At 54.2% G+C, this 23,870-nt stretch carries 24 protein-coding genes, 1 tRNA gene and 1 pseudogene; 15 read left to right on the top strand and 11 right to left on the bottom strand.

The features are described 5' to 3' along the window. Positions 1-39: 39 nt before the first annotated feature. Positions 40-957: a LysR family transcriptional regulator gene (locus OCH02_RS22935; RefSeq protein WP_060558362.1), complete on the bottom strand. Its 918-nt coding sequence runs from the start codon at positions 955-957 to the stop codon at positions 40-42. A gap of 130 nt (positions 958-1,087) precedes the next feature. On the opposite strand from OCH02_RS22935, the gene OCH02_RS22930 reads away from it, so the two are divergent. The 7 genes and pseudogenes from OCH02_RS22930 (at position 1,088) to OCH02_RS22900 (ending at position 8,834) form a co-directional block, all read left to right on the top strand. Continuing rightward, the gene (locus OCH02_RS22930) at positions 1,088-2,485 is read left to right on the top strand and encodes an amidohydrolase family protein (RefSeq protein ID WP_060558364.1); all 1,398 of its coding nucleotides are present in this window, start codon (positions 1,088-1,090) and stop codon (positions 2,483-2,485) included. A 14-nt stretch (positions 2,486-2,499) separates the two neighbouring features. After that, entirely contained in the window at positions 2,500-2,973 is a 474-nt protein-coding gene (locus OCH02_RS22925) for a DMT family transporter (RefSeq protein WP_261433134.1), read from the top strand. Positions 2,974-3,029: 56 nt separating this feature from the next. After that, positions 3,030-3,383: pseudogene (locus OCH02_RS22920) on the top strand (SMP-30/gluconolactonase/LRE family protein); the annotation flags it as partial. A gap of 132 nt (positions 3,384-3,515) precedes the next feature. Continuing rightward, positions 3,516-4,082, top strand: a complete 567-nt coding sequence (locus OCH02_RS22915; protein ID WP_079007587.1) for a type I restriction-modification system subunit M — start codon at positions 3,516-3,518, stop codon at positions 4,080-4,082. A 528-nt stretch (positions 4,083-4,610) separates the two neighbouring features. Continuing rightward, positions 4,611-6,065, top strand: coding sequence for a UvrD-helicase domain-containing protein (locus OCH02_RS22910; RefSeq protein ID WP_060558375.1), 1,455 nt, complete (start codon positions 4,611-4,613; stop codon positions 6,063-6,065). Continuing rightward, on the top strand, positions 6,059-7,753 hold the full coding sequence (locus OCH02_RS22905) for a TraI domain-containing protein (RefSeq protein WP_060558377.1): 1,695 nt from the start codon (positions 6,059-6,061) through the stop codon (positions 7,751-7,753). The genes OCH02_RS22910 and OCH02_RS22905 overlap by 7 nt, the downstream gene beginning before the upstream one ends. A 67-nt stretch (positions 7,754-7,820) precedes the next feature. Then, positions 7,821-8,834 carry a tyrosine-type recombinase/integrase gene (locus OCH02_RS22900; RefSeq protein WP_060558378.1) on the top strand — a complete coding sequence of 338 codons (1,014 nt, stop codon included), beginning with the start codon at positions 7,821-7,823 and terminating at the stop codon, positions 8,832-8,834. A gap of 198 nt (positions 8,835-9,032) precedes the next feature. On the opposite strand, the gene OCH02_RS22895 is transcribed toward OCH02_RS22900, so the two are convergent. Beyond that, a tRNA-Phe gene (locus OCH02_RS22895) sits at positions 9,033-9,108 on the bottom strand. 795 nt (positions 9,109-9,903) lie between these two features. Here OCH02_RS22895 and speF point away from each other — a divergent pair. Next, complete coding sequence (speF, locus tag OCH02_RS22890; protein WP_261433131.1) at positions 9,904-12,066, top strand: ornithine decarboxylase SpeF; 2,163 nt, start codon at positions 9,904-9,906, stop codon at positions 12,064-12,066. A 104-nt stretch (positions 12,067-12,170) separates the two neighbouring features. After that, the gene (locus OCH02_RS22885) at positions 12,171-13,283 is read left to right on the top strand and encodes a diguanylate cyclase (protein ID WP_261433130.1); all 1,113 of its coding nucleotides are present in this window, start codon (positions 12,171-12,173) and stop codon (positions 13,281-13,283) included. Between the two features lie 47 nt (positions 13,284-13,330). Here OCH02_RS22885 and mltC read toward each other — a convergent pair whose 3' ends face one another. The 3 genes from mltC to mutY are packed head-to-tail and all read right to left on the bottom strand — an operon-like array spanning position 13,331 to position 15,832. After that, complete coding sequence (gene mltC / locus OCH02_RS22880) at positions 13,331-14,407, bottom strand: membrane-bound lytic murein transglycosylase MltC (protein WP_261433129.1); 1,077 nt, start codon at positions 14,405-14,407, stop codon at positions 13,331-13,333. A gap of 55 nt (positions 14,408-14,462) precedes the next feature. Further along, complete coding sequence (locus tag OCH02_RS22875; protein WP_020828614.1) at positions 14,463-14,735, bottom strand: oxidative damage protection protein; 273 nt, start codon at positions 14,733-14,735, stop codon at positions 14,463-14,465. Beyond that, positions 14,732-15,832, bottom strand: coding sequence for an A/G-specific adenine glycosylase (gene mutY / locus OCH02_RS22870; protein WP_410001277.1), 1,101 nt, complete (start codon positions 15,830-15,832; stop codon positions 14,732-14,734). Before mutY ends, OCH02_RS22875 begins: the two co-directional genes overlap by 4 nt. A 177-nt stretch (positions 15,833-16,009) precedes the next feature. Here mutY and trmB point away from each other — a divergent pair, with 177 nt between their 5' ends. The 6 genes from trmB to OCH02_RS22840 all read left to right on the top strand — a co-directional run bounded on the left by trmB (position 16,010) and on the right by OCH02_RS22840 (position 19,603). Beyond that, positions 16,010-16,729, top strand: a complete 720-nt coding sequence (gene trmB, locus OCH02_RS22865) for a tRNA (guanosine(46)-N7)-methyltransferase TrmB (protein ID WP_012146744.1) — start codon at positions 16,010-16,012, stop codon at positions 16,727-16,729. Continuing rightward, positions 16,729-17,055 (top strand): YggL family protein, encoded by a 327-nt coding sequence (locus OCH02_RS22860; protein WP_261433128.1) that lies wholly within the window; start codon positions 16,729-16,731, stop codon positions 17,053-17,055. Before trmB ends, OCH02_RS22860 begins: the two co-directional genes overlap by 1 nt. Positions 17,056-17,360: 305 nt before the next feature. Then, complete coding sequence (gene glsB, locus OCH02_RS22855) at positions 17,361-18,284, top strand: glutaminase B (RefSeq protein ID WP_218217893.1); 924 nt, start codon at positions 17,361-17,363, stop codon at positions 18,282-18,284. A gap of 30 nt (positions 18,285-18,314) precedes the next feature. Next, the gene (locus OCH02_RS22850; protein ID WP_261433127.1) at positions 18,315-19,031 is read left to right on the top strand and encodes a DUF2884 domain-containing protein; all 717 of its coding nucleotides are present in this window, start codon (positions 18,315-18,317) and stop codon (positions 19,029-19,031) included. Positions 19,032-19,128: 97 nt separating this feature from the next. Next, on the top strand, positions 19,129-19,371 hold the full coding sequence (locus tag OCH02_RS22845; protein ID WP_006327907.1) for a DUF4160 domain-containing protein: 243 nt from the start codon (positions 19,129-19,131) through the stop codon (positions 19,369-19,371). Continuing rightward, positions 19,355-19,603, top strand: a complete 249-nt coding sequence (locus OCH02_RS22840; protein WP_020439741.1) for a DUF2442 domain-containing protein — start codon at positions 19,355-19,357, stop codon at positions 19,601-19,603. The genes OCH02_RS22845 and OCH02_RS22840 overlap by 17 nt, the downstream gene beginning before the upstream one ends. Before the next feature lie 55 nt (positions 19,604-19,658). On the opposite strand, the gene hemW is transcribed toward OCH02_RS22840, so the two are convergent. The 6 genes from hemW to OCH02_RS22810 all read right to left on the bottom strand — a co-directional run bounded on the left by hemW (position 19,659) and on the right by OCH02_RS22810 (position 23,867). After that, positions 19,659-20,795, bottom strand: coding sequence for a radical SAM family heme chaperone HemW (gene hemW / locus OCH02_RS22835; protein ID WP_261433126.1), 1,137 nt, complete (start codon positions 20,793-20,795; stop codon positions 19,659-19,661). Next, positions 20,788-21,381 (bottom strand): XTP/dITP diphosphatase, encoded by a 594-nt coding sequence (locus OCH02_RS22830; protein WP_261433125.1) that lies wholly within the window; start codon positions 21,379-21,381, stop codon positions 20,788-20,790. Before OCH02_RS22830 ends, hemW begins: the two co-directional genes overlap by 8 nt. A 17-nt stretch (positions 21,382-21,398) precedes the next feature. Continuing rightward, positions 21,399-21,689, bottom strand: a complete 291-nt coding sequence (yggU, locus tag OCH02_RS22825) for a DUF167 family protein YggU (protein ID WP_261433124.1) — start codon at positions 21,687-21,689, stop codon at positions 21,399-21,401. Then, the gene (locus OCH02_RS22820) at positions 21,686-22,240 is read right to left on the bottom strand and encodes a YggT family protein (RefSeq protein WP_261433123.1); all 555 of its coding nucleotides are present in this window, start codon (positions 22,238-22,240) and stop codon (positions 21,686-21,688) included. The genes yggU and OCH02_RS22820 overlap by 4 nt, the downstream gene beginning before the upstream one ends. Before the next feature lie 31 nt (positions 22,241-22,271). Further along, positions 22,272-23,093, bottom strand: coding sequence for a pyrroline-5-carboxylate reductase (gene proC, locus OCH02_RS22815; RefSeq protein WP_261433122.1), 822 nt, complete (start codon positions 23,091-23,093; stop codon positions 22,272-22,274). A 66-nt stretch (positions 23,094-23,159) separates the two neighbouring features. Next, on the bottom strand, positions 23,160-23,867 hold the full coding sequence (locus OCH02_RS22810; protein ID WP_261433120.1) for a YggS family pyridoxal phosphate-dependent enzyme: 708 nt from the start codon (positions 23,865-23,867) through the stop codon (positions 23,160-23,162). Between the last annotated feature and the right edge of the window lie 3 nt (positions 23,868-23,870).

The following is a 23,870-nucleotide window of genomic DNA, read 5'->3' as shown; positions in this document are numbered from 1 at the left end:
TGTCGTTCTGAAGCGTTTTCCTGTTACCGGAGCCGTCTTTTACCGGGAAGACCGTTTCTCACCTGCTCCTTCGTTGAAAAGTCCAGCGACCCAGTCAGCAAAAGCACGCACGGCGGGAGAGAGAAAACGCTGATGCGGATAGAGCATCGTCACCGGCACGGAGGGTGGCTGCCAGTCCGCCAGAACCTCGACCAGTTTGCCTTGTTGCAGATTCTCCGAAATCACATTCTCAGCAAGCTGTGCCAGCCCAAAACCTTCAAGACACAGTCTGATGTAGAGTCCCGTTTCATTAACGGCTGCATCCCCCTCAACCTGAACAGAGAAGGGCTCAGTGCCTCGTGTGAAACGCAGTTCATTAGTGCGCCTTACCGAACCGGAAAAGTAATGAATCGCCCGATGCTGTGACAACGCTTCCGGCGTCTCAGGGACACCGTACTCCCTGAGATAGTCCGGAGAGGCGCAGGTTACCCAGCGAAACCGGCCAAGCGGACGGGCAACCAGTGTGGAGTCAGTTAATTCCCCGGTTCGGATGACGCAATCCACTCCTTCCTGAACAAGATCGACCTGCCGGTCGCTGACGCCAATCATCAGGTAAATATCCGGATAAAGCCGGTAAAAGTCTTTCAGATTGGGCATGACGATGAAATGGGCGATCCCACCAGGCATATCAACCCGCAGCCGCCCCTGAGGGCGTCTGATGGAATCAGTCAGGCTGGATTCACTATGTTCAATTAGTGACAGGATCTCCCGGCATTGCGCCAGATACTGCAGGCCTTCAGGAGTAAGGCTGACCCGCCTTGTCGTGCGGTTCAGCAGACGCACCTGCAGGTATTTCTCCAGGTTTTTAATCGTGCTGGTGACGGTGGAAGAAGGCAGTGACAGTGTTTCTGCCGCACGTACAAAACTCCCGGCTTCAGCAACCCGCGTGAAAACCTGCATAGCCTGAATCCGATCCATCGTCCTGCTCCTGGGTAAAAGTGAGTCTGATTGTTCGAGAATTATGAATTATGAAAACGTTTTAAGCACCTTTTTCAGGCTAATGACGTGGCGTATCGTTTCCCCATTAATCAGGAAAGAGGCAGGTTTAATGACCGACTACATCAGAAATATTGTTAATAATCAGAATGTCACTTCACAAGCTACGTTGATTCGTGGCGCGACGATACTGAGCATGGACGAGAACGTCGGTAACATTGAGCGTGGCGATATTCTCATCAACGGCTCAACGATTACCGCCGTGGGCCAGAACCTTGATGTACCGGGTGCGCATGTCATTGATGCCACTAACATGATCGCCATGCCGGGAATGGTCGATTCTCATCGTCACGCATGGGAAGGACAGCTGCGCCGCATTAACCCAAACGCTACCTGCCTGGACGACTACAGCAATGCCACACACTTCTCGTTCGCTAAATATTACCGTCCTGCCGATATCTATATTGGCAACCTGCTGACGGCGCTTGGCGCTATTGACTCGGGCATCACCACGATGATCGATAACTCGCACAACAGCCGAACCGCAGCGCATTCCGATGCCGCCGTCGAGGCCCTGCTTGATACCGGCATTCGTGCCATTCATGCTTCCGGCGCACCGGTAGCTGGCGAATGGGATAAAGCGCACTGGCCGGGAAACTGGCAGCGTCTGCAGGACAAGTATTTCACCGACAACCCTGAAAGCCTGGTCTCTCTCGCCGTCATGGCGCAACTGGAGCCGGAGTTGTGGGCCGAGGCCCGCAGATTGGGACTGTCGATTGTCACTGAGTTCTTTGGTGCGGAGATGGGAGCTGAACTTAAATCACTGCATCAGCAGGGGCTGCTGGGTCCGGACAATATTTTTAATCACTGCACGGCGCTGCCTGACGAGGGATGGAAAATTCTGCGGGAGGCCGGTGTCCGGGTGAACGTCTGCCCGCGCTCAGATTCGCACTATGGCATCGAAAGCGGAATGTTCGCCATAGAGGCCGCGCAGCGTCATGGCATCAATCCTGGCCTGAGCGTAGACAATGAAACGTCGTACAGCACCGATATGTTTATGGAGATGCGTGTCGCCTTTTACCTGCAGCGCGTGATGGGCATGCATCAGCAGAAGTGCTGCGATTCAGAACATGCGCTGAAAACGCTTCCGGCGGCGCAACTCCTTAAGGCCGCGACTCTTGATGGCGCTGCCTGTGCAGGGCTGCAGGACAAAGTGGGCAGCCTGACGCCAGGCAAACAAGCCGACCTGGTGCTGATTAGCTCCAGTGATCTCAATCTTTACCCGTCTGGCAATGCCTTTGGCACGGTGGTTCATGCCGCCGAGCGCAGCAACATCGACACCGTCATGATCGGCGGACGCATCGTTAAACAGAACGGTAAGGTGCTGGGCGTAGATAGCGCGCGACTGCGTGCGGCGATTGATGAGTCGCGTGAGCACCTTTTTGCAGCCTCTGGCTACCAGCCTGACATTTTTGCTGACACCTTCCTGCCGCTGGTGCAGGCCGACTGACCAGGATGAAAAGCATGGGCATGATCTATTACGTAATCGCTTTTGCCGCAGGCCTGGGGATCACCTTGCAGACGACCCTGAACAGCCAGCTGGCAAAGGGACTGGGCGGCGACCCGGTCACTGCGGCGCTGTTTTCCTTTACGGCGGGGGCGTTCAGTCTGGGGGTTTACGCGCTGCTGAGGGGAGGGGTGATGACATCGCTAGCAGCGATCCCGTCGCAACCCCTCTGGAGTCTGGCGGGCGGAATGATAGGCGCATGTGCCCTGTTCAGCTATGTCGTGCTTGCGCCGAAAATCGGGTTTTCAGCTCTGATCGGGCTGGCGATTGTCGGACAGTTACTTTCCTCGCAGATGATTGACCACTATGGGTTGCTGGGGGCTGTGCGGCGTCCGGTTTCGTTACTCAGGCTGGGGGGAATGGTTGTCATGCTGATCGGACTTGCCGTCATGCTTTTCGGCGATCGGCTCTCTGCACGTTTTCTGCAGTAACTGCGTTATCCACTTTTACCATCGCGCAGTACGACCTTTTCATCCGGAGGATTATCATGTTTTCAATTGCAGCTGAGGTCAGGAATACGCTTGGAGAGTGTCCTATGTGGTGTGAAAGAACCCGCAGGCTCTACTGGACTGACATTGAAGCCAGTGAACTGCTCGTCATAGAAGAAGGCAATGATGCTGTGATGCGCTGGTCGCTGCCTGAACGCCTTGGCTCCTTTGCACTGATTGAACAAAGTCATATTCTGCTGATGGGATTCGCGCCAAGGCTGGCTTTCTATGATCTCAACAGCGCTTTAATTACCCCAGTGGCCGCTTCACCGGGAGACATCGGCACCCGTATAGGTGATGGACGATGTGACCGTGCCGGTAATTTTGTCTTCGGGACGATGGATACCGGCTTCCGGTAAGTTTCGTCGGCTAAGGCCAGTTAAAGTGGAAAGGTCAAAAAACAACCTTAACGTACAATAATTTTCGATATCCAAACTGACCCCTATAAGGTCTTCTCCGACTTTGTTCAGTGTGGCGCAATAGCGATGCATAATCGCTTCTGTCCAGACGAAGGACTGGAGAAACAGTATCTGAACATCATCAAAGGGTATGAACGTGAAGACGCCGAGCGCCTGGCGCACTTACTTGGCCTAGTACGAATTGCGCTGAATGCTCAGGCATGTGATTTTCTGGGGATGACGTTCATGCAGCTCGAGCTCGGGGATAAACACCGTGGGCAGTTTTTCACGCCCTGGAGCGTGGCATCTATGATAGCCAAGCTGCAGTTCACCGGGCTGGAACAAAAATTGCTAACTCAGCCGTTTGTCACCATCAGTGAACCTGGCTGTGGTGCCGGCGGCATCTCCACTGCAGCTGCAGTGGAGATGCAGGCGTTGGGGGATGAACCTTCAGAGCATATGTGGGTTTCCTGCGTTGACATCGATACAGTGGCTGTGTCGATGGCATATATCCAGCTATCATCACTTGGCATACCCGGTGAAATTGTACTTGGGAATGTATTGGCAAATGAACGTCGATTGGTGATGTATACACCGATGCATTGGTTGGGAAAATGGCCACTTAGAATAAAGCAGTATAATTCAGAGAACTGACCAAAACCGCCCTGTATATGGGGCTGTTACCTATGCCCCTGAGTGTGGAGGCCGCGATGCCGAACTGAAGCTTCTGAGCGTTATGATTAGCTCCTTGCGGAATGAGCATAACGCTCAGGTGATGCTACAGCGCACAACACTAGAGAAAGCGCTAACTCAACGTTGGAGGTGACTCCGTATATTGAAGATGGATGCGCAATAACAGTGAGGGTGGGTTTTCACACGTGAACGAATTTTGTGAATTGCCAAAACACCCCGTAATAAAATCACCTGAACTTTGTAGTATTTGGCACCAGGGAAACCTGATAAAAATTAAAATATTTAGCTTTGGCATCAACTCTGAACATATTGATATTGCCTATTATATTTCTTTGACAGACTCCAGCAATGCGGGGTTGATGACTTACGATCAACCTAAAAGCGGCTAATCACAGGAAACCTTTTCAACTCGGAAAAGGTTTTTCTGTGGTGATTGCCGTATTGACCTGCGCAGCATAAGCGTCGGTCAAGATTTACGGAGTTCTGCTGATGTCTTATTGTGATACACCTGAACAGGCCGCCATCATCGGTTGGTCTGGAACCAAACTGGTGGTCAGGGCTTTTTCCGGTACGGGCAAAACATCAACCCTGGTGCGCTTTGCTCTGGCCAATCCTGACATCAAGATGCTTTATCTCGCCTATAGCCGTGCCGTCAGGGATGAAGCGGTTCAGAAATTCCCGTTTAATGTTGTGTGCATGACCTCACATCAGTTGGCCTGGCCAAATTTCGGCCGGCATTACGAGAAGCGGTTAACGGGGAATCTGCGGATCACTGACGTCGCACGTCAACTCAATACCCGTCACTGGCCTCTGGCCAGAACGGCGATCACCACCTTCAGTGCCTTTCTGTGCAGTGCCGACAACGAATTTGGGGGGCAACATCTGCCTGATGAAGAGGCTCGCAGCGGACTCTCTGCAGAGAAAATCCTGACCGCAGCGAAACAGCTCTGGCGCGAATCTGTGCGCCAGGACGGCACGTTTCCTGTCACGCACGATGTCTATCTCAAGCTGTACCAAATCTCTCAACCAGACCTCTCGAAGCGCTGGCAGACGCTGCTGTTTGATGAGGCTCAGGATGCAAATCCGGTCACACAGAGCCTGGTGCTGTCGCAGCGCTGTAGCGTGGTGTTGGTCGGTGACCGTCATCAGCAAATTTATCGGTTCCGTGGCGCCGAGAATGCACTTGATGCACCGGCCCTGGTTGATGCGGAACGGTTGAACCTGACCCACAGCTTCCGGTTTGGACCTGCGGTGGCCAGAGTGGCCAACATGCTGCTGGCCCGCCAGGGCGAAACCCTGCCTGTTATTGGTGATGGTGGAGAGGACAGAGTGTTGACCTCTCTCACGGCGGAAGCGCAGGACCAGCATGTGACGGTGTTAAGCCGTACCGTTGCCGGGGTGATTGGCACAGCACTTGACGCCAGCCTGGCCGGCAAAAAGGTGTTCTGGATCGGTGACATTACCGGCTACAAGACCGAGGAACTGGAGGACCTGTACTGGTTTTCTGCAGATATGCCTGAACGTATGCGTTCGCCGACTTTGTCGCGAGCCTACCGTGATTTTGAGGAATACGAGTCGGTAGCCAAAGCCAGCAAAGACCCGGAGATGAACCAGGGACTACGGCTTCTTGAGCAGTATTTCCCGTTGCCGCAGAAGCTGCAGGTGATGCGTGAGCATGCGGTCACTGACGAGGCCAAGGCTCAGGTTACTGTCTCTACAGCACACCGCAGTAAAGGTCTGGAGTGGCCGGTGGTTGTCCTGAATGAAGACTTTATCGATATCACCGATCCGCTGTTACCCGAGGATGAACGCACCGATGAGACCAATTTGCTGTACGTGGCTGTCACCCGCGCGCGGAAAACCCTGGTCACGAACGCGTTGCTGCAGACGCTTCTCGACGATGAAGTCGTGGATGACAGAGAAGGGGGCACGGCAGCATGCTGAAGGCCATCAAGGCGCTGCTGGTCGGCACTCCAGAAATGCCGACCAGGAGCAAAGCCTCATCACCTGCGGGGCCGGCGGGGTATTTTATGCCGCAGTCCGCCACGCAGCTGCTGGACATACCAGCCCGTAAACAGTGCCTGCAGCAGCTGTGGGAGAACAGTGCACTGCCAAAGGATTTGTACGAGCAGTTTTACCTGCAACCACTTCACAAGCTGGTCACGCTGATGCAGGTGTTGCCGGCAGCGCCGCAGGGTGAGTATGCCAGGGAAGGGGGGTTAGTTGATGTTACCCTGCAGACGACGACCTATGCGGTGCGTCTGGCCAAAGGGCACATGCTGCCACCAGGCGCGCCGCCAGAAGAGCAATCAGCCCAGAATGTGCAGTGGAATGTCGTGGTGTTTTACGCTGCGCTTTGGCATTACCTGCCATTGTTAAGCCAGCTGCAGGGTGAGTTCCAAAGTGGCCGTGCCTGGTTACCTGGTCTGACGGTGCCGAGCGAACCCTACCGTTTTCGCCTCAGGGTGACTCCGTCAGCCCCTGCATTGGCATCAAGTCAAAGTGCAATGATTGCGGCACGGCTGTTGCCTGCAGAGGTCATCGATTGGCTATCAACATTGCCGGCGGCTACACATTCGTTGATGGCGATCGCTTCCCGACAACCCAGCGCATTATCTGCGATAGACGACATTATCCTGGACGCGGCCAAGCTGGCGCGGGGCGATGGTTTGTTCGTATCGTCTTCGCCGGTATCTATCTCCGACACATTGACCGTAGCCTTACCGTCGGTGGCGCCGCCTACTGAAAATATCACCTCTTCAGTACCCGCAGTTGATTTGCAAAGTGCAGTCAGCAGCACCAATACACCGCTCGTTGAGGAGCCGTTGCAGGCGGAGACATTAAATCAGCCCGAAGAGACAGCGACGACGGAATTACTGAGCTCTGCTCTGGATGCACCGGTCAACGATAAGCCTTTGGCTGAGATGGTCCTGGCGTCTGAAGCGGTGGTCGGCGTTGAGGAGGATATGCAGGCTCTGTTGTCATTAATGGCGGTTGAGGTGTCTGCTCCGGTGAACCAGACAGAACAGGAGTTCGGGGACGCCCCTCACGAAGATGAAGGCCTTATGCCTGCCGATAGTCCTGTATGTACTGCTGAGGTGACTCAGGTAGTTGAGGCTGCCGAAATAAACCAGGAGTCAGACGATATCGATAATATCGCTCCCGAAGAGGTATTTTCAACAACCGAAGTTTGCTCCCCTCAAACTATTGACCCTGTTCCCTCGCAATCACAAAAAGTGGGTATTGAAGGCGATGGGGCTACAACTCCCGGAGAGGCTTTTTGGGGGTGGTTAGCTGATGGACTCAACTCTAATGAGATCCCCACCAATTCCGTCGGCGCAAGGGTTCATCTTGTTTCCGGTTTTGTTTTTATCACCGTACCTGGAGTTTTTTATTTGTACCTGAAACAGGCTGGCCTGGAAGGTTCTCAACGAGAAGCCCTGCAGGAAGACTTTGAACGCCTGGAGAAACATCGCCGGGTTAAGGGTAAACGATTTTATTTTGCACACCTGTATGAAACATCAGAACGCACAGGTGCTTTTAAACGAACCAAAGGTTACCTCGTTAAAGCAAGTTTGCTCTATCGGGGGAAAAAGCTGCCTGACGATAGTCCGGTATTGGTGATCCCTTGATAGGGATTAATCATGTCTTGTGATCACCGAATGTTCGCAAGGCTTCTATTTAAACAGGGGGGATATCATGCATAAATCGCGTGTTATGGATTGGGATACTTTGCTCGAAGAGTATTTTTTCTCGAAGGCGTTACGGCCTGAAACTGAAAAGAGCTATCGTAGAGTAGTTGCTGTTTTCAGGAAATTTATTGGGTATGACACGTTACCGGAAGAAGTCACAAACCGAGAACTGATTTTATGGCGTAGAGATATGCTGGGTAGGGGGTTAACAACCAGTACATGGAATAATAAAGCTCGGCACTTACGTGCTATTTACAATCAGGGAATAAAGAAAAAATGGCTCAATTTAGAGGAAAATCCGCTGAATGAAACGCAAGTGCCACCGGGAAGCAAGCGAAAAAAAATACTGAACCGTGACCAACTGGTAAAAGTGAATCTGGTGTTAGAACAATTTGAAGAGCGAGAAAAATTGCGGGTAGGTAAATGCCGTCCCTGCGCGCTGTTTCCTGTGTGGTATTGGCGGACCGTCATTGATGTGTTGCGTTCGACTGGGATGCGGCAAAATCAGTTATTACATATACGGCTCATGGATGTAGACCTGGAGACTAACTCGATGTTGCTGTGTAAAGAAGGCAGTAAAACACATCGCGAGTGGTTAGTTCCTATTGTGAGCTTTGTCCGGGAAAGGATGCGAATACTTGTTGACCGCGCTATAGCGCAAGGGGCCGAACCAGCTGATTATCTATTTGATGTAGAGCGATTCTTGAATCCATTAGGTGAAGTTGACTCAGAGCCGGCAATCCAACCTGTTCGCTCATTCTTCACCAGGCTAACGAAAGAATGCGGTTTTAAGGTGAGTCCACATCGATTCAGACACACTCTGGCGACCGAGATGATGAAGTCACCGGACCGAAATTTGGCCATGGTTAAAGGTTTGCTGGGGCATCGAAGTGTCAGTACAACTATGGAATATGTCGAACTAGATTTGAAGATCACCGGTCAAGCGTTAGAAGATGAATTATCACTGTATATGGACGTAATACCAATGCGTGAGGAAGAGATCAGGCTAGCCTTGACATAACTTTAACAAGCTGTAAAAATCAACAGCGATCGAGAAAAGGACGCCTGTGCTAGCACACAGGCATCCTTTTTAAGAGGAGCCTAGTTATTAACATCGAGTGTGCAAATTCGAAAAACACTGCGATATCAACTTGCTAGTTCCTTTGTTCCGCCCGTTAAAGAGGTTACCTCTAACCAGCGTGCTTTCATGCAGAATTAGTGGTGCCCGGACTCGGAATCGAACCAAGGACACGGGGATTTTCAATCCCCTGCTCTACCGACTGAGCTATCCGGGCAACGGGGCGCATTTAACCCTATTGGCCGGAAATCGTCAATCGCTTTCTGTCACAAAGCCGATCGGTTGCTCTATTTTCATGCAATGGTAGGTGGGGAAGGTGAGAGTCAGTGGTGTTGTTTGGTGATAGATATGCAAAAAAAACGTCTATTTATACCATTTTGATTTTTCTGTATTTTTTTTATTCTTTAATTTACAACATGTTAATCGTTATTTTTCCGTAATTAAATCAGCATAATTGTCACTTGAACCTCATAAAAAAACATGCAATCATTGCGCAAATTTTAGCACTCTTCGTCTCTTAACGGTGTTTGCGCTCATTTAAGTCAGAGGGTTACTGGCATGACTGGTTTTGTTACTCAAGCGCCACTGCGCACCAGACATCAAATGATGCCGTTACTCAACCGTTACCCTTCCCGAACGCAATCCGTCAAAAACGCCCAGCCTGCCATGCGGTAAGGCTATCTGATGCTCGCTGTTAGGCATTATTAAAAATAGAGCTGCGGTTCTGATTTTACTGATGTCTATTGGACGCTGCCGATACCAGTCCCCGATATATCCTTCATACTTGAAGTTGCATCTGTGTTGGCTACATTCACACGCCCGAATCACTGACTGATGTCAGCTCATCGGGACGTGTTCACTTGCCGCCTTGATGAAACTCCAATTATTTTGGATAGTTGCGTTTACGCTCCATGCTGCAACGCCGGACATCAATTTGCCGGGATAATCTTTGTTATCCCATCACCGTGCCCCGTGGCACCACCTCATCCTTAACCGTTTGAGACTTAGCACAATGAAAGAATTGAAAATAGCCACCAGCGCCAGTTTGGTTGCCACCATTGAAACACTGCGTCAGGTCGTCCGCATCGAGCAAACGGACTACACCGACGTGGCCGCGTTAGTGGTGTCGGTTGATGACGTCAACGCAGGTCATCTGGCGCAGCTCAAAGCGACCGGGTTCGAGATCCCGACCTTTGTGGCGGTAGCAGGGGACGAGCATCTCTCTCCGGACTACCTGCCGTTGATCAGCGGTGTTTTTGCGCTGGAAGGCGCCAGCAAGGCGTTCTACATGGCACAGCTCGAAGCTGCCGCCGATGCCTACGAGCAGGCGCTGCTGCCGCCGTTTTTCAAGACGCTGAAAACCTATGTGGAAATGGAAAACTCAACCTTTGCCTGCCCGGGCCATCAGGGCGGCGAGTTTTTCCGTAAGCATCCGGCCGGCCGGAAGTTTTTTGAGTTCTACGGTGAAACGCTTTTTCGTTCCGACATGTGCAACGCCGACGTTAAGCTCGGCGACTTGTTGATCCACGAAGGTTCGGCCAAGGATGCACAAAAGCATGCGGCACGGGTATTCAACGCCGATAAAACCTATTTCGTGCTCAATGGTACCTCTGCCGCCAATAAGGTCGTGACCAATGCTTTGCTGACCCGTGGTGATTTGGTGTTGTTCGATCGCAACAACCACAAGTCCAACCACCACGGTGCACTGATCCAGGCCGGGGCAACGCCGGTCTATCTGGAAACCGCGCGTAACCCGTTTGGTTTTATTGGCGGCATAGATTCGCGCTGCTTTGATGAGCGTTACCTGCGCGAGCAAATCCGCGAAGTGGCGCCAGAGAAAGCTGACGCAGCACGCCCGTTCCGCCTGGCGATTATTCAGCTCGGTACTTACGACGGCACCATTTATAACGCCCGTCAGGTGATCGATACCATCGGCCACCTGTGTGACTACATTCTGTTTGACTCTGCCTGGGTGGGGTACGAAGGCTTTATTCCGATGCTGAAAGAGTGCTCGCCGCTGTTGCTGGAGCTCGATGAACTGGATCCGGGCATCTTTGTCACCCAGTCGGTACACAAGCAGCAGGCCGGTTTCTCGCAGACCTCGCAAATTCACAAGAAAGACGATCACATCAAGGGCCAAAAGCGCCACTGCAACCACAAGCATCTCAATAATGCTTTCATGCTGCATGCCTCTACCAGCCCGTTCTACCCACTGTTCGCCGCGCTGGACGTTAACGCCAAGATGCATGCCGGGGCCGCTGGTCGCCGTATGTGGCTGGACTGCGTGAAGCTGGGTATCGAGACGCGCAAGCAACTGCTGGAACGTTGCTCGCAGCTCAGGCCGTTTATTCCGCCGCAGGTGGCGGGTAAAAATTGGCAGGATTACGACACCGATCTGATCGCCAACGATGCGCGTTTCTTCAACTTTGTGCCGGATGAAAAATGGCACGGTTTTGAAGGGTACGCGCAGGATCAGTATCTGGTCGATCCGTGCAAACTGCTGCTGACTACCCCGGGCATTGACGCGGCAACCGGTCAGTACACCGAGTTTGGCGTACCGGCGACTATTCTGGCCAACTTCCTGCGTGAGAACGGCATAGTGCCGGAGAAATGCGATCTTAACTCGATCCTGTTCCTGCTGACCCCGGCGGAAAGCCCGGCCAAGATGGAACAACTGGTGGAGATGCTGGTGCAGTTCGAACGCTATGTGGAAGAAGACGCGCCGCTGAGCGTGGTGCTGCCAACGGTGTATCGCAAGAATGAACAGCGCTATCGCGGCTATACCCTTCGCCAGCTGTGCCAGGAAATGCATGACCTGTATGTCAGCTTTGACGTCAAACAGTTGCAGAAAGAAATGTTCCGCCAGCGTCATTTTCCGCAGGTGATGATGAACCCACAGGATGCCAACGTGGAGTTTATCCGCGACAACGTCGAACTGGTGCCGATTGGCCAGGCGGAAGGCCGCATTGCGGCGGAAGGCGCGCTGCCATACCCACCTGGCGTGCTGTGCGTGGTGCCGGGGGAAGTGTGGGGCGGGGCGGTGCAACGTTACTTCCTGGCGCTGGAAGACGGCATCAACCGGCTGCCCGGCTTCTCACCGGAGCTGCAGGGCGTGTATATCGAGAAAAAGGATCACGGCTGGAAACGTATCTTCGGTTATATGATCAAGCAATAGTCTTGGGCGGCCCGCAGGGGCCGCTTTTAAATCATCCTGGCTCGGGATGACAAAGCCGAGTGCTGGCGCTACCTTTAGGTAAAAGTGTTCAGTAGCGGAATAAGATGATGAAAGAAGAGGGTTATCTCGATTGGGTCGGCAGAGAGAAAAGACGTTCGACGCTACGCAATTTTAACTGGTTCTTATTGGTCAACGTGCTACTGGCGCTCTATCTACTGTTTCAGCGTGCCCAAGCATTTGGCGAGCACTCTCTGATTGCTTTGTTGCGTGGCGCACCGGCTATCTGCGGTGTGGTATTGGTGTCTGCTCTGTCCTCTGTTGCGTTGCGTCAGTTGGCCTGCCGAGGTGAACAGGCCGTCTGGCGTGGCGGGGTGGTTTGTATTCTGTTGTTGGCCCTGTGTTGGTGCGGTGTTTTTCACCATCTGATCGTCACCGACAGTATTAATCTGCTTTACCCGTTAACACTCGGCCTGCTGTTTTCTTCTCTGATCGCTTTTTATCTGTCCCCGCGGTTGTTTTTCCTGTTCAGCATTCCGGTGCTGCTGGTGGCGATTGCCGAAAACATCTTTATCAACAGTGCATTTTCGCTGGTGAACCTGATCTCCTATGCGCTGATGCTGTTTTTGATTTATTCGGCACAGAGCCGGCTGGAGCAATGGTTCCAACTGGCGATCGAGCGTGAGCAGGAAAACAAACGGCTGATTGAGCGCCTGAGCAAGCTGGCGAACCGCGATCCGCTGACCGGCATCGCCAACCGACGCTATTTCGACAACTACTTTGATGCAGTTCTGCTGCGGGAATCAACCCTGCAGGCACCGTTTTCCCTGATCCTGCTGGACGTCGATTTTTTCAAAAAATACAACGACCACTATGGTCATCAGCAGGGGGACGAGTGCCTGATCCGCTTAGCGGCCTGTCTGGAAAGTGCCACCCGGCGTTCGCAGGATCTGGTAGCCCGCTACGGCGGTGAGGAGTTTATTGTCCTGCTGCCAAAATCTGACGCCCGTGAAGCGGTCCAGGTGGCGAAGAGGATAGAAGGGTTGCTTGCCGGTCTGGCGATGCCGCATGCGGCTTCTGAGGTGGCGCAGTGGGTGACGGTCAGCCAGGGGGTGGCGCAATGGCAGCCGGGACAGACCCGTGAACAACTGCTGGCAGCAGCCGATCAGGCTCTGTATCGCGCCAAGGCGCTTGGCCGTAATGGCTACAGTATCGCTTAGGGGGCTGGTGGCCAGGGCGACGGGAAAGACCGCCCTGACCGGGGGGATTAACGGCGTCGATAGCTCTTCTGCGCGTTGTTCACCTTCACCAGATAGCGGCGTGATTCACTGGCCGGATGTTTGGTGGTCAGCGTCTGGTAGACGTCGCCCGGTTGCATGCCGTTGATAATACCCACCGCGCGGGTTCTGTCACTGGAGAACACTCTCAGCACACTGCCCGCCCCGCCGTTATAGGCGGTGATCACCGCGTAGCGACGCGAGGTTGGGTTCTGGATGCCGCCCAAATAGTTGTTCTGCAAAATGGCCAGATAGGCGGTGCCGGTGTCGATGTTATTCTCCGGATCGAACAGGTAACTGCGGCTTGGTTTGCCCCATTTCCCACGCATCTGGAATACGTCCTTACCGGCGGTGTGCTGTACCACCTGCATCAGACCCAACGCATCTGAACCGCTCACCGCATACGGGTTAAAGCTCGATTCGGTCTGCATAATCGCCAGGATCAGCGATTCTTCCACTCCGTACTTCTCCGATGCCTTGCGGACCATCGGCAGATATTTATGCGCACGCTTGTCCAGGTGGTTCGGTACCAGTTGAATGGTGACCGAGTAAATCACGTGCAGGCCGGAGGTGCGTTTTTGCAGCTTGGTTTGTACCAGATAGTCGGCGAAGTGCGCCGCACGCCATTCCCAACGGATCGGCGCGCCTTTGTTATCCAGTACCTGGCCGTACAGGAACGGCTCTTTACTGATCTGGATATCGTTGACGTCGGAATACAGATCGATGGAACCCGGATCGTCCCCCATCAGCAAGGTGCTGATAATCGCCTGGCGCAGGTGGGCGGCAGGATCGGTGGTGGCGATGGTTTCAATGGTGATGGCACCAGAATCAAAGTTGATGTGGCTACGGGTTTGATACTGGTCGGTGTATTTAACGTAATCTTTTGGCCCGGCGATCAGAACTTCGTTCAGACCCCAGATATTCTCGATGTTGTGGGCGAATTGGCCCATCAGGATCTCAAAGCCGTTGGTGTCTTTGACCAGGGCTTCGTTAACTTCTTCACTTTTTTTGCCGGAACAGGAAATCAGCAAAGGCGCTATCACTAGCAGAGCTAAAATTTTCTTCATCTTAAAGCCGTATACGGGAAGTATTGAAGAGGGCCAGCGCCTGGCCCCAACAGCGTTATTCGCTCGGTGGCGTATAGCCTTCGATGTGCACGTCGTGCCCTTCGAACAGGAACTTGATCATTTCCGCTTCCAGCAGCTTGCGGTCATCCACGTTCATCATGTTCAGTTTTTTCTCGTTGATCAGCATGGTTTGTTTTTTCATCCATTCTGCCCAGGCTTCCTTCGAGATCTCGTTATAGATGCGTTTGCCGACTTCCCCTGGATAAAGCTGAAAATCCTGCCCTTCGGCGTCGCGCTGCAGGAAGGTACAAAAAATGGTTCTGCTCATGCTAATTCCTCATCAATGGCGCTATCGCCAAATAAACCCTGCTGGCGTGGTGACTGTTTCGCCAACTGTTGTAACAGGCGGTCAACCGGCGCTGCCAGCCCGACCGATGGCGGCTGCGCCAAGTTATACCAGAGACCGGCGCCCTCATCCATGCTGGCCGCCGCGTCGTTCATTTCCAACCATATCGGCACGATATCGAGATGGAAATGACTGAAAGTATGACGAAATGCAGTCAACTGCTGTTGGCGATTGTTTTTCAGACCGCGTTGTTGCAGCCAGAGTTCCATCTCTTCGCGTTCGCCGAACTGCGGGAAACAAAACAGGCCGCCCCATAAGCCGACGGCCGGGCGCTGTTCCAGCCAGGCTCGTTCGCCGTGTTGCAGCAATAAAAAGTAGGCGGTTTTCTCCGGCAGAGTCTGCTTGGGCTTTTTACCGGGGTATTTCGCCCAACTGTGATGGGCATAGGCGATGCAACCGAGGTTGAGAGGGCACAACTCGCACTTGGGTTTGGAACGGGTGCAGACCATCGCCCCCAGGTCCATCATCGCCTGATTGAATTGACCGACGCCCTGCGCCGGGGTGACGTCTTCACTGATCTGCCACAGCCGGTTTTCGACATCTTTTTTGCCCGGCCAGCCTTCGACGGCATAGCAGCGAGCCAACACGCGCTTCACGTTGCCGTCGAGGATCGGGTAATGCTGGCCGAGTGCCAATGACAGTACCGCACCGGCAGTTGAGCGGCCAATACCGGGCAGGGCGTGGATTTCTTCAAAGGTTGTCGGGAACTCGCCGCCGTGCTGTGCGACAATAGTCTGCGCGGCCTTGTGAAGGTTGCGAGCACGGGCGTAGTAACCCAGGCCGGTCCACAGGTGCAGCACTTCGTCCAGCGGCGCTTCTGCCAGCGCACGCACGTTGGGAAAACGTGCCATAAAGCGTTCAAAGTAAGGGATCACGGTGGCAACCTGAGTTTGTTGCAACATGACCTCAGAGAGCCATACTTTATAGGCGGTTTTATCAAGCTGCCACGGCAGGGTTTTACGGCCGTAACGCTGGTACCAGTCAAGCACCACCTGTGCGAACTGTTGTGCTTGCATCATAAGCAGATTCGATATCCGGCAGAAAATGAAGCGCGATTGCAGCATAGAGTCATGATGCTGTAAACCGGAACTTTCCGACGTCGCACGGCAGGGACACAAGATGAACACTTGCTAAACCAATGTATCTTTGCATAATGCGCGTTTCCCTAATTGGCAGCCAAACAGACAGAAAGCACTATGATTAATGACGTCATCTCCCCAGAATTTGATGAGAACGGCCGTGCGATGCGCCGTATCCGCAGTTTTGTCCGCCGCCAGGGGCGGTTGACCAAAGGCCAGCAGCACGCGCTGGACAACTATTGGCCGGTGATGGGCGTGGAGTATCAGGCTGAACCTGTCGATATCACCGCACTGTTTGGGCGCGATGCGCCGACCGTGCTGGAGATCGGTTTTGGCATGGGCGCCTCGCTGGTGACCATGGCGGGCCATAACCCGCAGCAGAATTTCTTGGGGATTGAAGTACACTCGCCGGGCGTGGGCGCCTGCCTGGCCGACGCTACCGAAGCGGAACTGAGCAACCTGCGCGTGATGTGTCACGACGCGGTTGAGGTGCTGGAGAATATGATCCCGGATGGTTCGCTGGACATGGTGCAGCTGTTCTTCCCCGATCCGTGGCATAAAGCGCGCCACAACAAACGTCGCATCGTACAGACGCCGTTTGTTGAACTGGTGCGGCGCAAATTGAAAGTCGGCGGCGTATTCCATATGGCCACTGACTGGCAGCCATACGCAGAACATATGTTAGAGGTTATGAACGGGATCTCAGGCTATCGTAATCTTTCCAGCGATAATGATTACGTGCCGCGCCCGGATTCACGCCCACTGACAAAATTTGAATTACGCGGCCAGCGTCTGGGACATGGCGTTTGGGATTTGATGTTTGAGAGGAAAGAATAATGGCTAAGAACCGCAGTCGTCGTTTACGTAAAAAGTTACACATTGAAGAGTTTCAGGAGCTGGGTTTCTCCGTAGCATGGCGTTTTGCCGAAGGTACCTCGGTTGAAGATATCGACGGCACGCTGGACGCTTTCATCGACGAAGTGATCGAGCCGAACGGCATGGCGTTTGACGGCAGTGGCTATCTGCAGTGGGAAGGTTTGATCTGCCTGCAGACTATCGGCCACTGTACCGACGAACAGCGCGAGCTGGTCAAGAAATGGCTGGAAGCGCGCAAGCTGACCGACGTTAAGGTTAGCGATCTGTTCGATATCTGGTGGGATTGATTTTCTCGGCCTGATTTTGCGCTGTATTCATTGATTGTAAGGGGTTTTAACGGTACCTCAGACTACTGACAAAGCCCGTTATTAGGGAGAGCGTGCCGAAGGGGTCGTAGCGGCTTTAGCTGCCGACCAATTTGCCGGGAGCAAATTGGAACGACTTTCAGTCGGCCCGAAGGGTGGGACACATGGACGTGTCCCATAATGGCCCCTCGGTGCGCTAGGCCCGAGTATCTCGGATTCAAAGACAACTTTGTCATCAAACTCAGGTGCCTTAACGGCACCTTTATTTTGTCCGGAGTGTGACCTAGGTGGTAACGACATTGGATAACGCGTTGCTGGAAGATATCCTGCAACAGGTGCGCCCGCTGATTGGCCAGGGCAAGGTCGCGGACTATATTCCGGCGCTGGCGGAAGTGGCGTCCGATCGTCTGGCGATCGCCGTTTGTACCGTCGACGGCGAAATGTTTCAGGCCGGTAACGCCACCGAGCGCTTCTCTATTCAGTCAATCTCCAAGGTGCTGAGCCTGACGCTGGCGCTGACGCGTTATCAGGAACACGAGATCTGGCAGCGGGTCGGCAAAGAGCCTTCCGGTCTGCCGTTCAACTCGCTGCTGCAGTTGGAGATGGAGCAGGGCAAACCGCGCAATCCGTTTATCAACCCCGGTGCGCTGGTGGTGTGCGACATGCTGCAAACCCGGCTCAGCGCTCCCAAACAGCGGATGCTGGAAGTGGTGCGCCAACTGGCGGGTGAAGAAGACCTGGCCTATGATTCGCGAGTCGCCCGTTCCGAGTTTGAACACTCCGATCGCAATGCGGCAATCGCCTATCTGATGAAGTCGTTCGGTAACTTTGAAAACGACGTGCTCACCGTACTGCAAACCTATTTCCATTACTGTGCGTTGCGGATGAGCTGCCTGGAGCTGGCGCGCAGCTTTGTTTACCTGGCCAATCACGGTCGTGACCTGAGCGGGCGTGAAGTGATCAGCCCACTGCAGGCGCGCCAGATTAATGCGCTGATGATGACCAGCGGCATGTACGATGGCGCGGGGGAGTTTGCCTATCGCGTGGGCATGCCGGGCAAGTCCGGTGTCGGTGGCGGTATTGTCGCTATCGTTCCCGATGAACTGTCGATCGCCGTCTGGTCGCCGGAGCTGGATGCCTCCGGTAACTCACTGGCGGGAACTGCGGCGCTGGAACTGTTGTCTCAACGGATTAGCCGTTCGATTTTTTAATCCCACCACGGAAGGGAGTCAGGAGAAAATATGTTAAAGAAAACCGGGTTAGCCTTACTGCTGTTGACTGCTTCACAGGCACATGCCGAATATCAGTGCAGCGTTAAACCCCAGGACGACGTGATTATCAGCCCGCAGAACGTGCAGGTGACAGGCGCCAGCGGCAACCTGCAAATTTCAGCGGATGGCGATGTGACCCGCAACGGTCAGGCCCTGGGCCTGAATGACAGCCAGCGACAGAAAGCCTTCAGCTACCAGAGTGCATTGCGTAAGGAGCTGCCGTGGATCGACAAGGGTGCACAGCAGCATCTGGAAAAAGCGCGTGTGGCGCTGGACAAGGTGATCGTCAAGGAGCTGGGCAGCGACAGCAACGTGCGTAACCGCCTGACAACGCTCAATGACCAGCTTAAGCAGCAGATGAACCGCATCATCGAACACCGCAGCGACGGCCTGACCTTCCACCACAAGGCGATTGACCAGGTTGAGCAGGATGGCCGTAATCTGGTGCAGCAGAGCATGGGCGGCGTGTTGCAGGACAGCCTGAACGAGATGGGCGTCAAGCAGGCGGCCAACAGCGGCGGAAATCCGTTGCAGGCGATCATGGGCAATTTGGGTGGCTTGCAAAAAGCGATTCAGAACGAATGGAACAACCAGGAGCAGGACTTCCAGAACTTCGGCCACGACGTGTGTAACCGCGTTACCGGTCTGGAAAACCAGCGTAAAGACCTGCTTAACGCGTTGAAGTAACATTAGCTTTATCACTATCGGAGCGTTTTTTGACCTGCTGACGACTATCTGACAAACTGGCTAAACTATAATCAATTGCCAAAAGGATTTTGCATTGATGCCAGTGATATTTCGTTTTAAAGGGTATAAGTTTTTCTTTTACTCAAATGAAGGCGATCCGTTAGAGCCAGCTCATATTCATGTCAGAGACGCGGGGACGGAAGCCAAGTTCTGGTTGACGCCGGTTGTGCAACTGGCACGCAATGATGGGTTTAATTCCAGAGTATTAAAAGAGTTAACTGGAATTATTGAAGATCACCAGTCGCTGTTTTTGGAGGCCTGGAATGAGTATTTCAGCTAAAGCTGTCCGCTTTGATGAGGTGACAATGTGGGTGGAACTGAGCGATGCCAGAATTATTGGTGTTCCGCTAACATGGTTCCCCCGGTTGCTGAATGCAACGGATGAACAACGCGTTTGCTATGAGCTGAGTGCTTGTGGGATCCATTGGGATGCGTTGGATGAAGATATTTCCGTTGAGGGTTTGCTAAAGGGGCGTGGCGATGTGACACATCGCCCCCATCAGGCGGCCTGAGACACAGGTCCGTTGAATTAATAAAAAAGCGCTGATAATTCAGCGCTTTTTGCTATTAATCCGCCAGGAACAGCTCCAGCAGCGAGTTAAGGAACAGCTTGCCCTTCTCGGTTATTTGCCAATATTCCGGCGTTTCTTCCAGATAGCCTTTCGCCAGTGCCTGGTCCAGCGGGGCGCGGATAGTGCTTTCATCCAGCCCGGTGTAGTTGACGAACTCGGCACGCGGCGCGGCCTCCAGCAGGCGGAAACGGTTCATAAAGAACTCGAACGGGCGATCTGCCGCCGTCACCTCATGCTGCTTGTCCATATACTTGCCCTGCATAAAACCGCGCGGATGTTTGGTTTTCGCGGTGCGCAGAATGCGGCCATCGCTGAAGGTCAGTTTGCCGTGTGCGCCACAGCCAATTCCCAGATAGTCGCCAAAGCGCCAGTAGTTGAGGTTGTGCTGGCACTGATAGCCCGGCTTGGCATAGGCCGAGGTTTCATACTGCTGATAACCGGCGGCGCTCAGCAGCTCGTGACCGCGTTCGAAAATATCCCATAACGCGTCGTCGTCCGGCAGGACCGGCGGACGCGAGCTGAACAGGGTATTGGGTTCGATGGTCAGCTGATACCACGACAGGTGCGGCGGATTAAGGGCAATCGCCTGGCGTAAATCGTCCAGCGCCTCTTCCAGCGACTGGTCCGGCAGGCCGTGCATCAGATCAAGGTTAAAACTGCGCAGGCCGAGACCGGTGGCCAGGTGCGCTGCGCGTTTGGCCTCTTCCGGGCCGTGTATGCGCCCCAGACGAGTTAGCTTCTCGGCGCTGAAGCTTTGGACCCCGATAGAAATGCGGTTCACACCGGCGCGCTGATAGCCGCTGAAGCGGTCGGCTTCCACGGTACCGGGGTTGGCCTCCATGGTGATTTCAGCGCCTTCAACGACATGGATACGTGCCCGCACGCCGTCCAACAGCGATTGCATTGCTTCGGCACTCAGCAGGCTGGGGGTGCCGCCGCCGATAAAAATGGTACTGATTTCACGTCCGGCGACCAGCGGCAGATCGGCATCCAGATCCGCCAGCAGGTGATCGACATATTCCTGATGCGGGACTTCGCCCTTTAACGCGTGCGAGTTGAAGTCGCAGTAGGGGCATTTCTGCACGCACCACGGGATATGAATGTACAAACTCAGCGGAGGCAACTTAAGCATTACGCATGGCTTCCAGCATCAGTTTCAGCGCCTTGCCACGGTGCGATATCGCGCGCTTCTCGTCGCGGCTCAGTTCGGCGGCGGTACGGCCCAGTTCCGGGACGTAGAAGATAGGATCGTAGCCGAAACCGCCTTCACCTGCCGCGGTGTCGGTGATCTCACCGGCCCAGCTGCCGTGGAACACCAGCGGCGTTGGGTCTTCGGCGTGGCGCAGATACACCAGCACGCAGTGGAATTGAGCGCCACGGTTGCCTTGCGGTACGTCTTTCAGTGCCACCAGCAGTTTGTCGAGGTTTTGCCGGTCAGAGGCGTCAACGCCCGCATAACGCGCAGAATAGATTCCCGGCGCACCGCCCAGTGCGTCCACCGCCAGGCCCGAGTCGTCGGCGATCGCCGGCAGGCCGGTGATTTGCGCCGCGTGACGGGCTTTCAGAATGGCATTTTCGATAAACGTCAGGCCGGTTTCCTCGGCGGATTCTACGCCCAGTTCGGTTTGTGCGACCACATTCAGCCCGAAATCGGCCAGCAGGTCGGCGAGTTCGCGCACTTTGCCCGGGTTACCGGTGGCAAGAACGACTTTTTGCATGATGACTACCTTGAAATTTATTCGATTAGCGCCGCGACCACGTCGGGGATCTGTTGCGGATTAACGATGCGTAACTGTTTATGCCGCCCCAGTTCGCCTTTCTCGATGATGACGTTGCCTTTCGCCACTTTGAACTGTTTGGCGAGAAACTTGATCAGATGCGCGTTGGCCTGGCCGTCTACCGGCGGGGCGGTAATGGCGACTTTAAGTTCGTCGCCATGCAAACCGACAATCTGGTCGCGGCTGGCTTTCGGCTGAATATATAGCCTGATCGCCAGCCCGTCCAGCACCGAGGTTACTGCACTCACAGCAGGAACCAGATCTCACCGAACAGATCCATGCCCAGGTAGTTGATCAGATACAGGATCAGGATCACCACCATCGCCGAAAAATCAATGCCGCCCATGGCCGGCAGAATACGGCGGATGGGGGACATCAAGGGTTCGGTCAGTTGGTACATCAACTGGTCGATTGGGCTGCGGCCCTGGCTTATCCAACTCATCAGCGCGCGGATAATCATGACCCAGAAGATCAGGTAACCGGCAGACTTCACCAGCGAGATCAGGCCAAACAGCAGGTTATACGGGCTGAGCGACATTGCGCCGCCCTGGATCAGCAACAGCAGCGGGTACTTGATGGTCATCAGCAGGAACGCCAGCAGCAGCGATGCGCTGTCGATCGGCCCCAGGGATGGAATGATACGGCGCAGTGGGCCGATCACCGGTTGGGTGATCTTCACGACAAACTGGGCGAATGGGTTGTAAAAGTCAGCGCGCGTCCACTGCATCCAGATACGCAGCAACAGTACCATGACGTACAGATCAATAACGGTTTTGACCAAAAAAGTCAGCGTTAGCATGTAGTAGCCCTTCTCCTTAACTCTCGATTATTTAAAATGATTTTTCCATTTCCTGCGCGCGGGAAACTGCCGCCTGCATGGCTTTGGCCACGGTTGCCGGCAGCTGTTGCTCGTTGAAGACGCGCAGTGCTTCGGCGGTGGTGCCGCCTTTGGAGGTAACCTGTTCACGCAAGGTCGACAATGGCGTATCCGGGTTGGCTTCCACCAGCGCGGCCGCGCCGGAGGCCGCCTGCTGCACCAGATTACGGGCAGTCTGGCTGTCGAAGCCCATACGTTCGGCTTCCTGCTGCATGGCTTCCATAAACAGGAAGAAATAAGCCGGTGCGCTGCCTGCTGCGGCGATCACGCTATTAATGCCGTTTTCGTCCTCCACCCAGCACACCTTGCCGACTGACGCCATCAAATCGCTGGTGTAGTCGCGGTCCTGTTGGCTGACCTGTTGCGGCGCATACAGGCCGCTCATGCCTTTGCCCACCAATGATGGAGTATTGGGCATGATGCGCACGATGTTCAGCTTGTCACCCAGCAGTTGATAAAAACGGCTGACCTGGATACCGGCGGCGATCGACAAGACCAGCTTACCGCTGAAATCGACCTGATCGCGCAGAGGCTGGCACACGTCGGCCATCATCTGCGGTTTTACCGCCAGTACCACGACATCCGCATCGCGTGTACAGGCAAGGTTATCGCTACTGCTGATGATGCCGTAGTCTGCCGCCAGCGCATCACGGTTTTTTGCCGAAGGCGCGCAGACGCTGATGGATTTGGCCGGATAACCGCCCGCCACCAGGCCGGCGATGATAGCGCGCGCCATGTTGCCGGCGCCAATAAAGGTGATCTTACGATGCTGCATTAGAATCCCTCGTTAATTTGTATATCCGTCGTCTTTCAAGCTGCAGCTCGAAAGCCATAGGGCATATTAAACTGGTGAATAATCACGGGCGCCAAAAATGGCGGTGCCAATACGCACCAGGGTGCTGCCTGCGGCAATCGCCGCCGTCATGTCATCGGTCATGCCCATCGACAGCGTATCTACCTGCGGATATTGCTGCTGCAGGGCCAGAAAGGCGTCGCGCATTTGGCCGAATACCGCCAACTGGCTCTGATAATCCGCCTGCGGGGCTGGAATAGCCATCAGCCCGCGCAGTCTGAGGTTGGGCAGGGCGGCAACCGCCTCTGCCAGCGCCGGCAATTCAGCCAGTACAATGCCAGACTTACTCTGCTCATCGCTGATATTTATTTGGATCAGAACGTTAAGCGGCGGCATGTCCGCCGGGCGCTGTTCATTCAGGCGCGAGGCGATACGCAGCCGATCGATGGTATGACACCAGGCGAAGTTCTCCGCCACCAGTCGACTCTTGTTGGATTGCAACGGGCCGATAAAGTGCCAATCCAGCGTTGCGCCTTCCGGCTGTGCGGCGAAATGCTGAACCTTATCCACCCCTTCCTGAACATAGTTCTCGCCGAAGGCGCGCTGACCCGCCGCGATGGCTGCTGCGATCGCCGCCACAGGTTTGGTTTTGCTTACGGCAAGCAGCGTAACTTCTTCTGGAGCGCGTGCACAGCCTTGAGCGGCCGCGGTAATGCGGTTTCTGACATCCTGCAGATTCTGTTGGATAGTGCTCATTAT

Source organism: Serratia quinivorans (assembly GCF_946227985.1).
GTDB classification, from domain to species: domain Bacteria; phylum Pseudomonadota; class Gammaproteobacteria; order Enterobacterales; family Enterobacteriaceae; genus Serratia; species Serratia quinivorans_A.
Note: the sequence above shows the minus strand (reverse complement) of the source record. Positions and strands in the feature narration are given on the sequence as shown.

Coding starts and splice junctions, on each gene's coding strand:
- OCH02_RS22910 (WP_060558375.1), top strand. CDS start 4,611: ATGTCTTATTGTGATACACCTGAACAGGCCGCCATCATCGGTTGGTCT.
- speF (WP_261433131.1), top strand. CDS start 9,904: ATGAAAGAATTGAAAATAGCCACCAGCGCCAGTTTGGTTGCCACCATT.
- OCH02_RS22810 (WP_261433120.1), bottom strand. CDS start 23,867: ATGAGCACTATCCAACAGAATCTGCAGGATGTCAGAAACCGCATTACC.
- OCH02_RS22915 (WP_079007587.1), top strand. CDS start 3,516: ATGCATAATCGCTTCTGTCCAGACGAAGGACTGGAGAAACAGTATCTG.
- mutY (WP_410001277.1), bottom strand. CDS start 15,832: ATGATGCAAGCACAACAGTTCGCACAGGTGGTGCTTGACTGGTACCAG.
- OCH02_RS22905 (WP_060558377.1), top strand. CDS start 6,059: ATGCTGAAGGCCATCAAGGCGCTGCTGGTCGGCACTCCAGAAATGCCG.
- OCH02_RS22820 (WP_261433123.1), bottom strand. CDS start 22,240: ATGCTAACGCTGACTTTTTTGGTCAAAACCGTTATTGATCTGTACGTC.
- OCH02_RS22850 (WP_261433127.1), top strand. CDS start 18,315: ATGTTAAAGAAAACCGGGTTAGCCTTACTGCTGTTGACTGCTTCACAG.
- OCH02_RS22925 (WP_261433134.1), top strand. CDS start 2,500: ATGGGCATGATCTATTACGTAATCGCTTTTGCCGCAGGCCTGGGGATC.
- proC (WP_261433122.1), bottom strand. CDS start 23,093: ATGCAGCATCGTAAGATCACCTTTATTGGCGCCGGCAACATGGCGCGC.
- OCH02_RS22845 (WP_006327907.1), top strand. CDS start 19,129: ATGCCAGTGATATTTCGTTTTAAAGGGTATAAGTTTTTCTTTTACTCA.
- mltC (WP_261433129.1), bottom strand. CDS start 14,407: ATGAAGAAAATTTTAGCTCTGCTAGTGATAGCGCCTTTGCTGATTTCC.
- OCH02_RS22860 (WP_261433128.1), top strand. CDS start 16,729: ATGGCTAAGAACCGCAGTCGTCGTTTACGTAAAAAGTTACACATTGAA.
- OCH02_RS22935 (WP_060558362.1), bottom strand. CDS start 957: ATGGATCGGATTCAGGCTATGCAGGTTTTCACGCGGGTTGCTGAAGCC.
- OCH02_RS22885 (WP_261433130.1), top strand. CDS start 12,171: ATGATGAAAGAAGAGGGTTATCTCGATTGGGTCGGCAGAGAGAAAAGA.
- OCH02_RS22875 (WP_020828614.1), bottom strand. CDS start 14,735: ATGAGCAGAACCATTTTTTGTACCTTCCTGCAGCGCGACGCCGAAGGG.
- trmB (WP_012146744.1), top strand. CDS start 16,010: ATGATTAATGACGTCATCTCCCCAGAATTTGATGAGAACGGCCGTGCG.
- hemW (WP_261433126.1), bottom strand. CDS start 20,795: ATGCTTAAGTTGCCTCCGCTGAGTTTGTACATTCATATCCCGTGGTGC.
- OCH02_RS22930 (WP_060558364.1), top strand. CDS start 1,088: ATGACCGACTACATCAGAAATATTGTTAATAATCAGAATGTCACTTCA.
- OCH02_RS22830 (WP_261433125.1), bottom strand. CDS start 21,381: ATGCAAAAAGTCGTTCTTGCCACCGGTAACCCGGGCAAAGTGCGCGAA.
- OCH02_RS22900 (WP_060558378.1), top strand. CDS start 7,821: ATGCATAAATCGCGTGTTATGGATTGGGATACTTTGCTCGAAGAGTAT.
- OCH02_RS22840 (WP_020439741.1), top strand. CDS start 19,355: ATGAGTATTTCAGCTAAAGCTGTCCGCTTTGATGAGGTGACAATGTGG.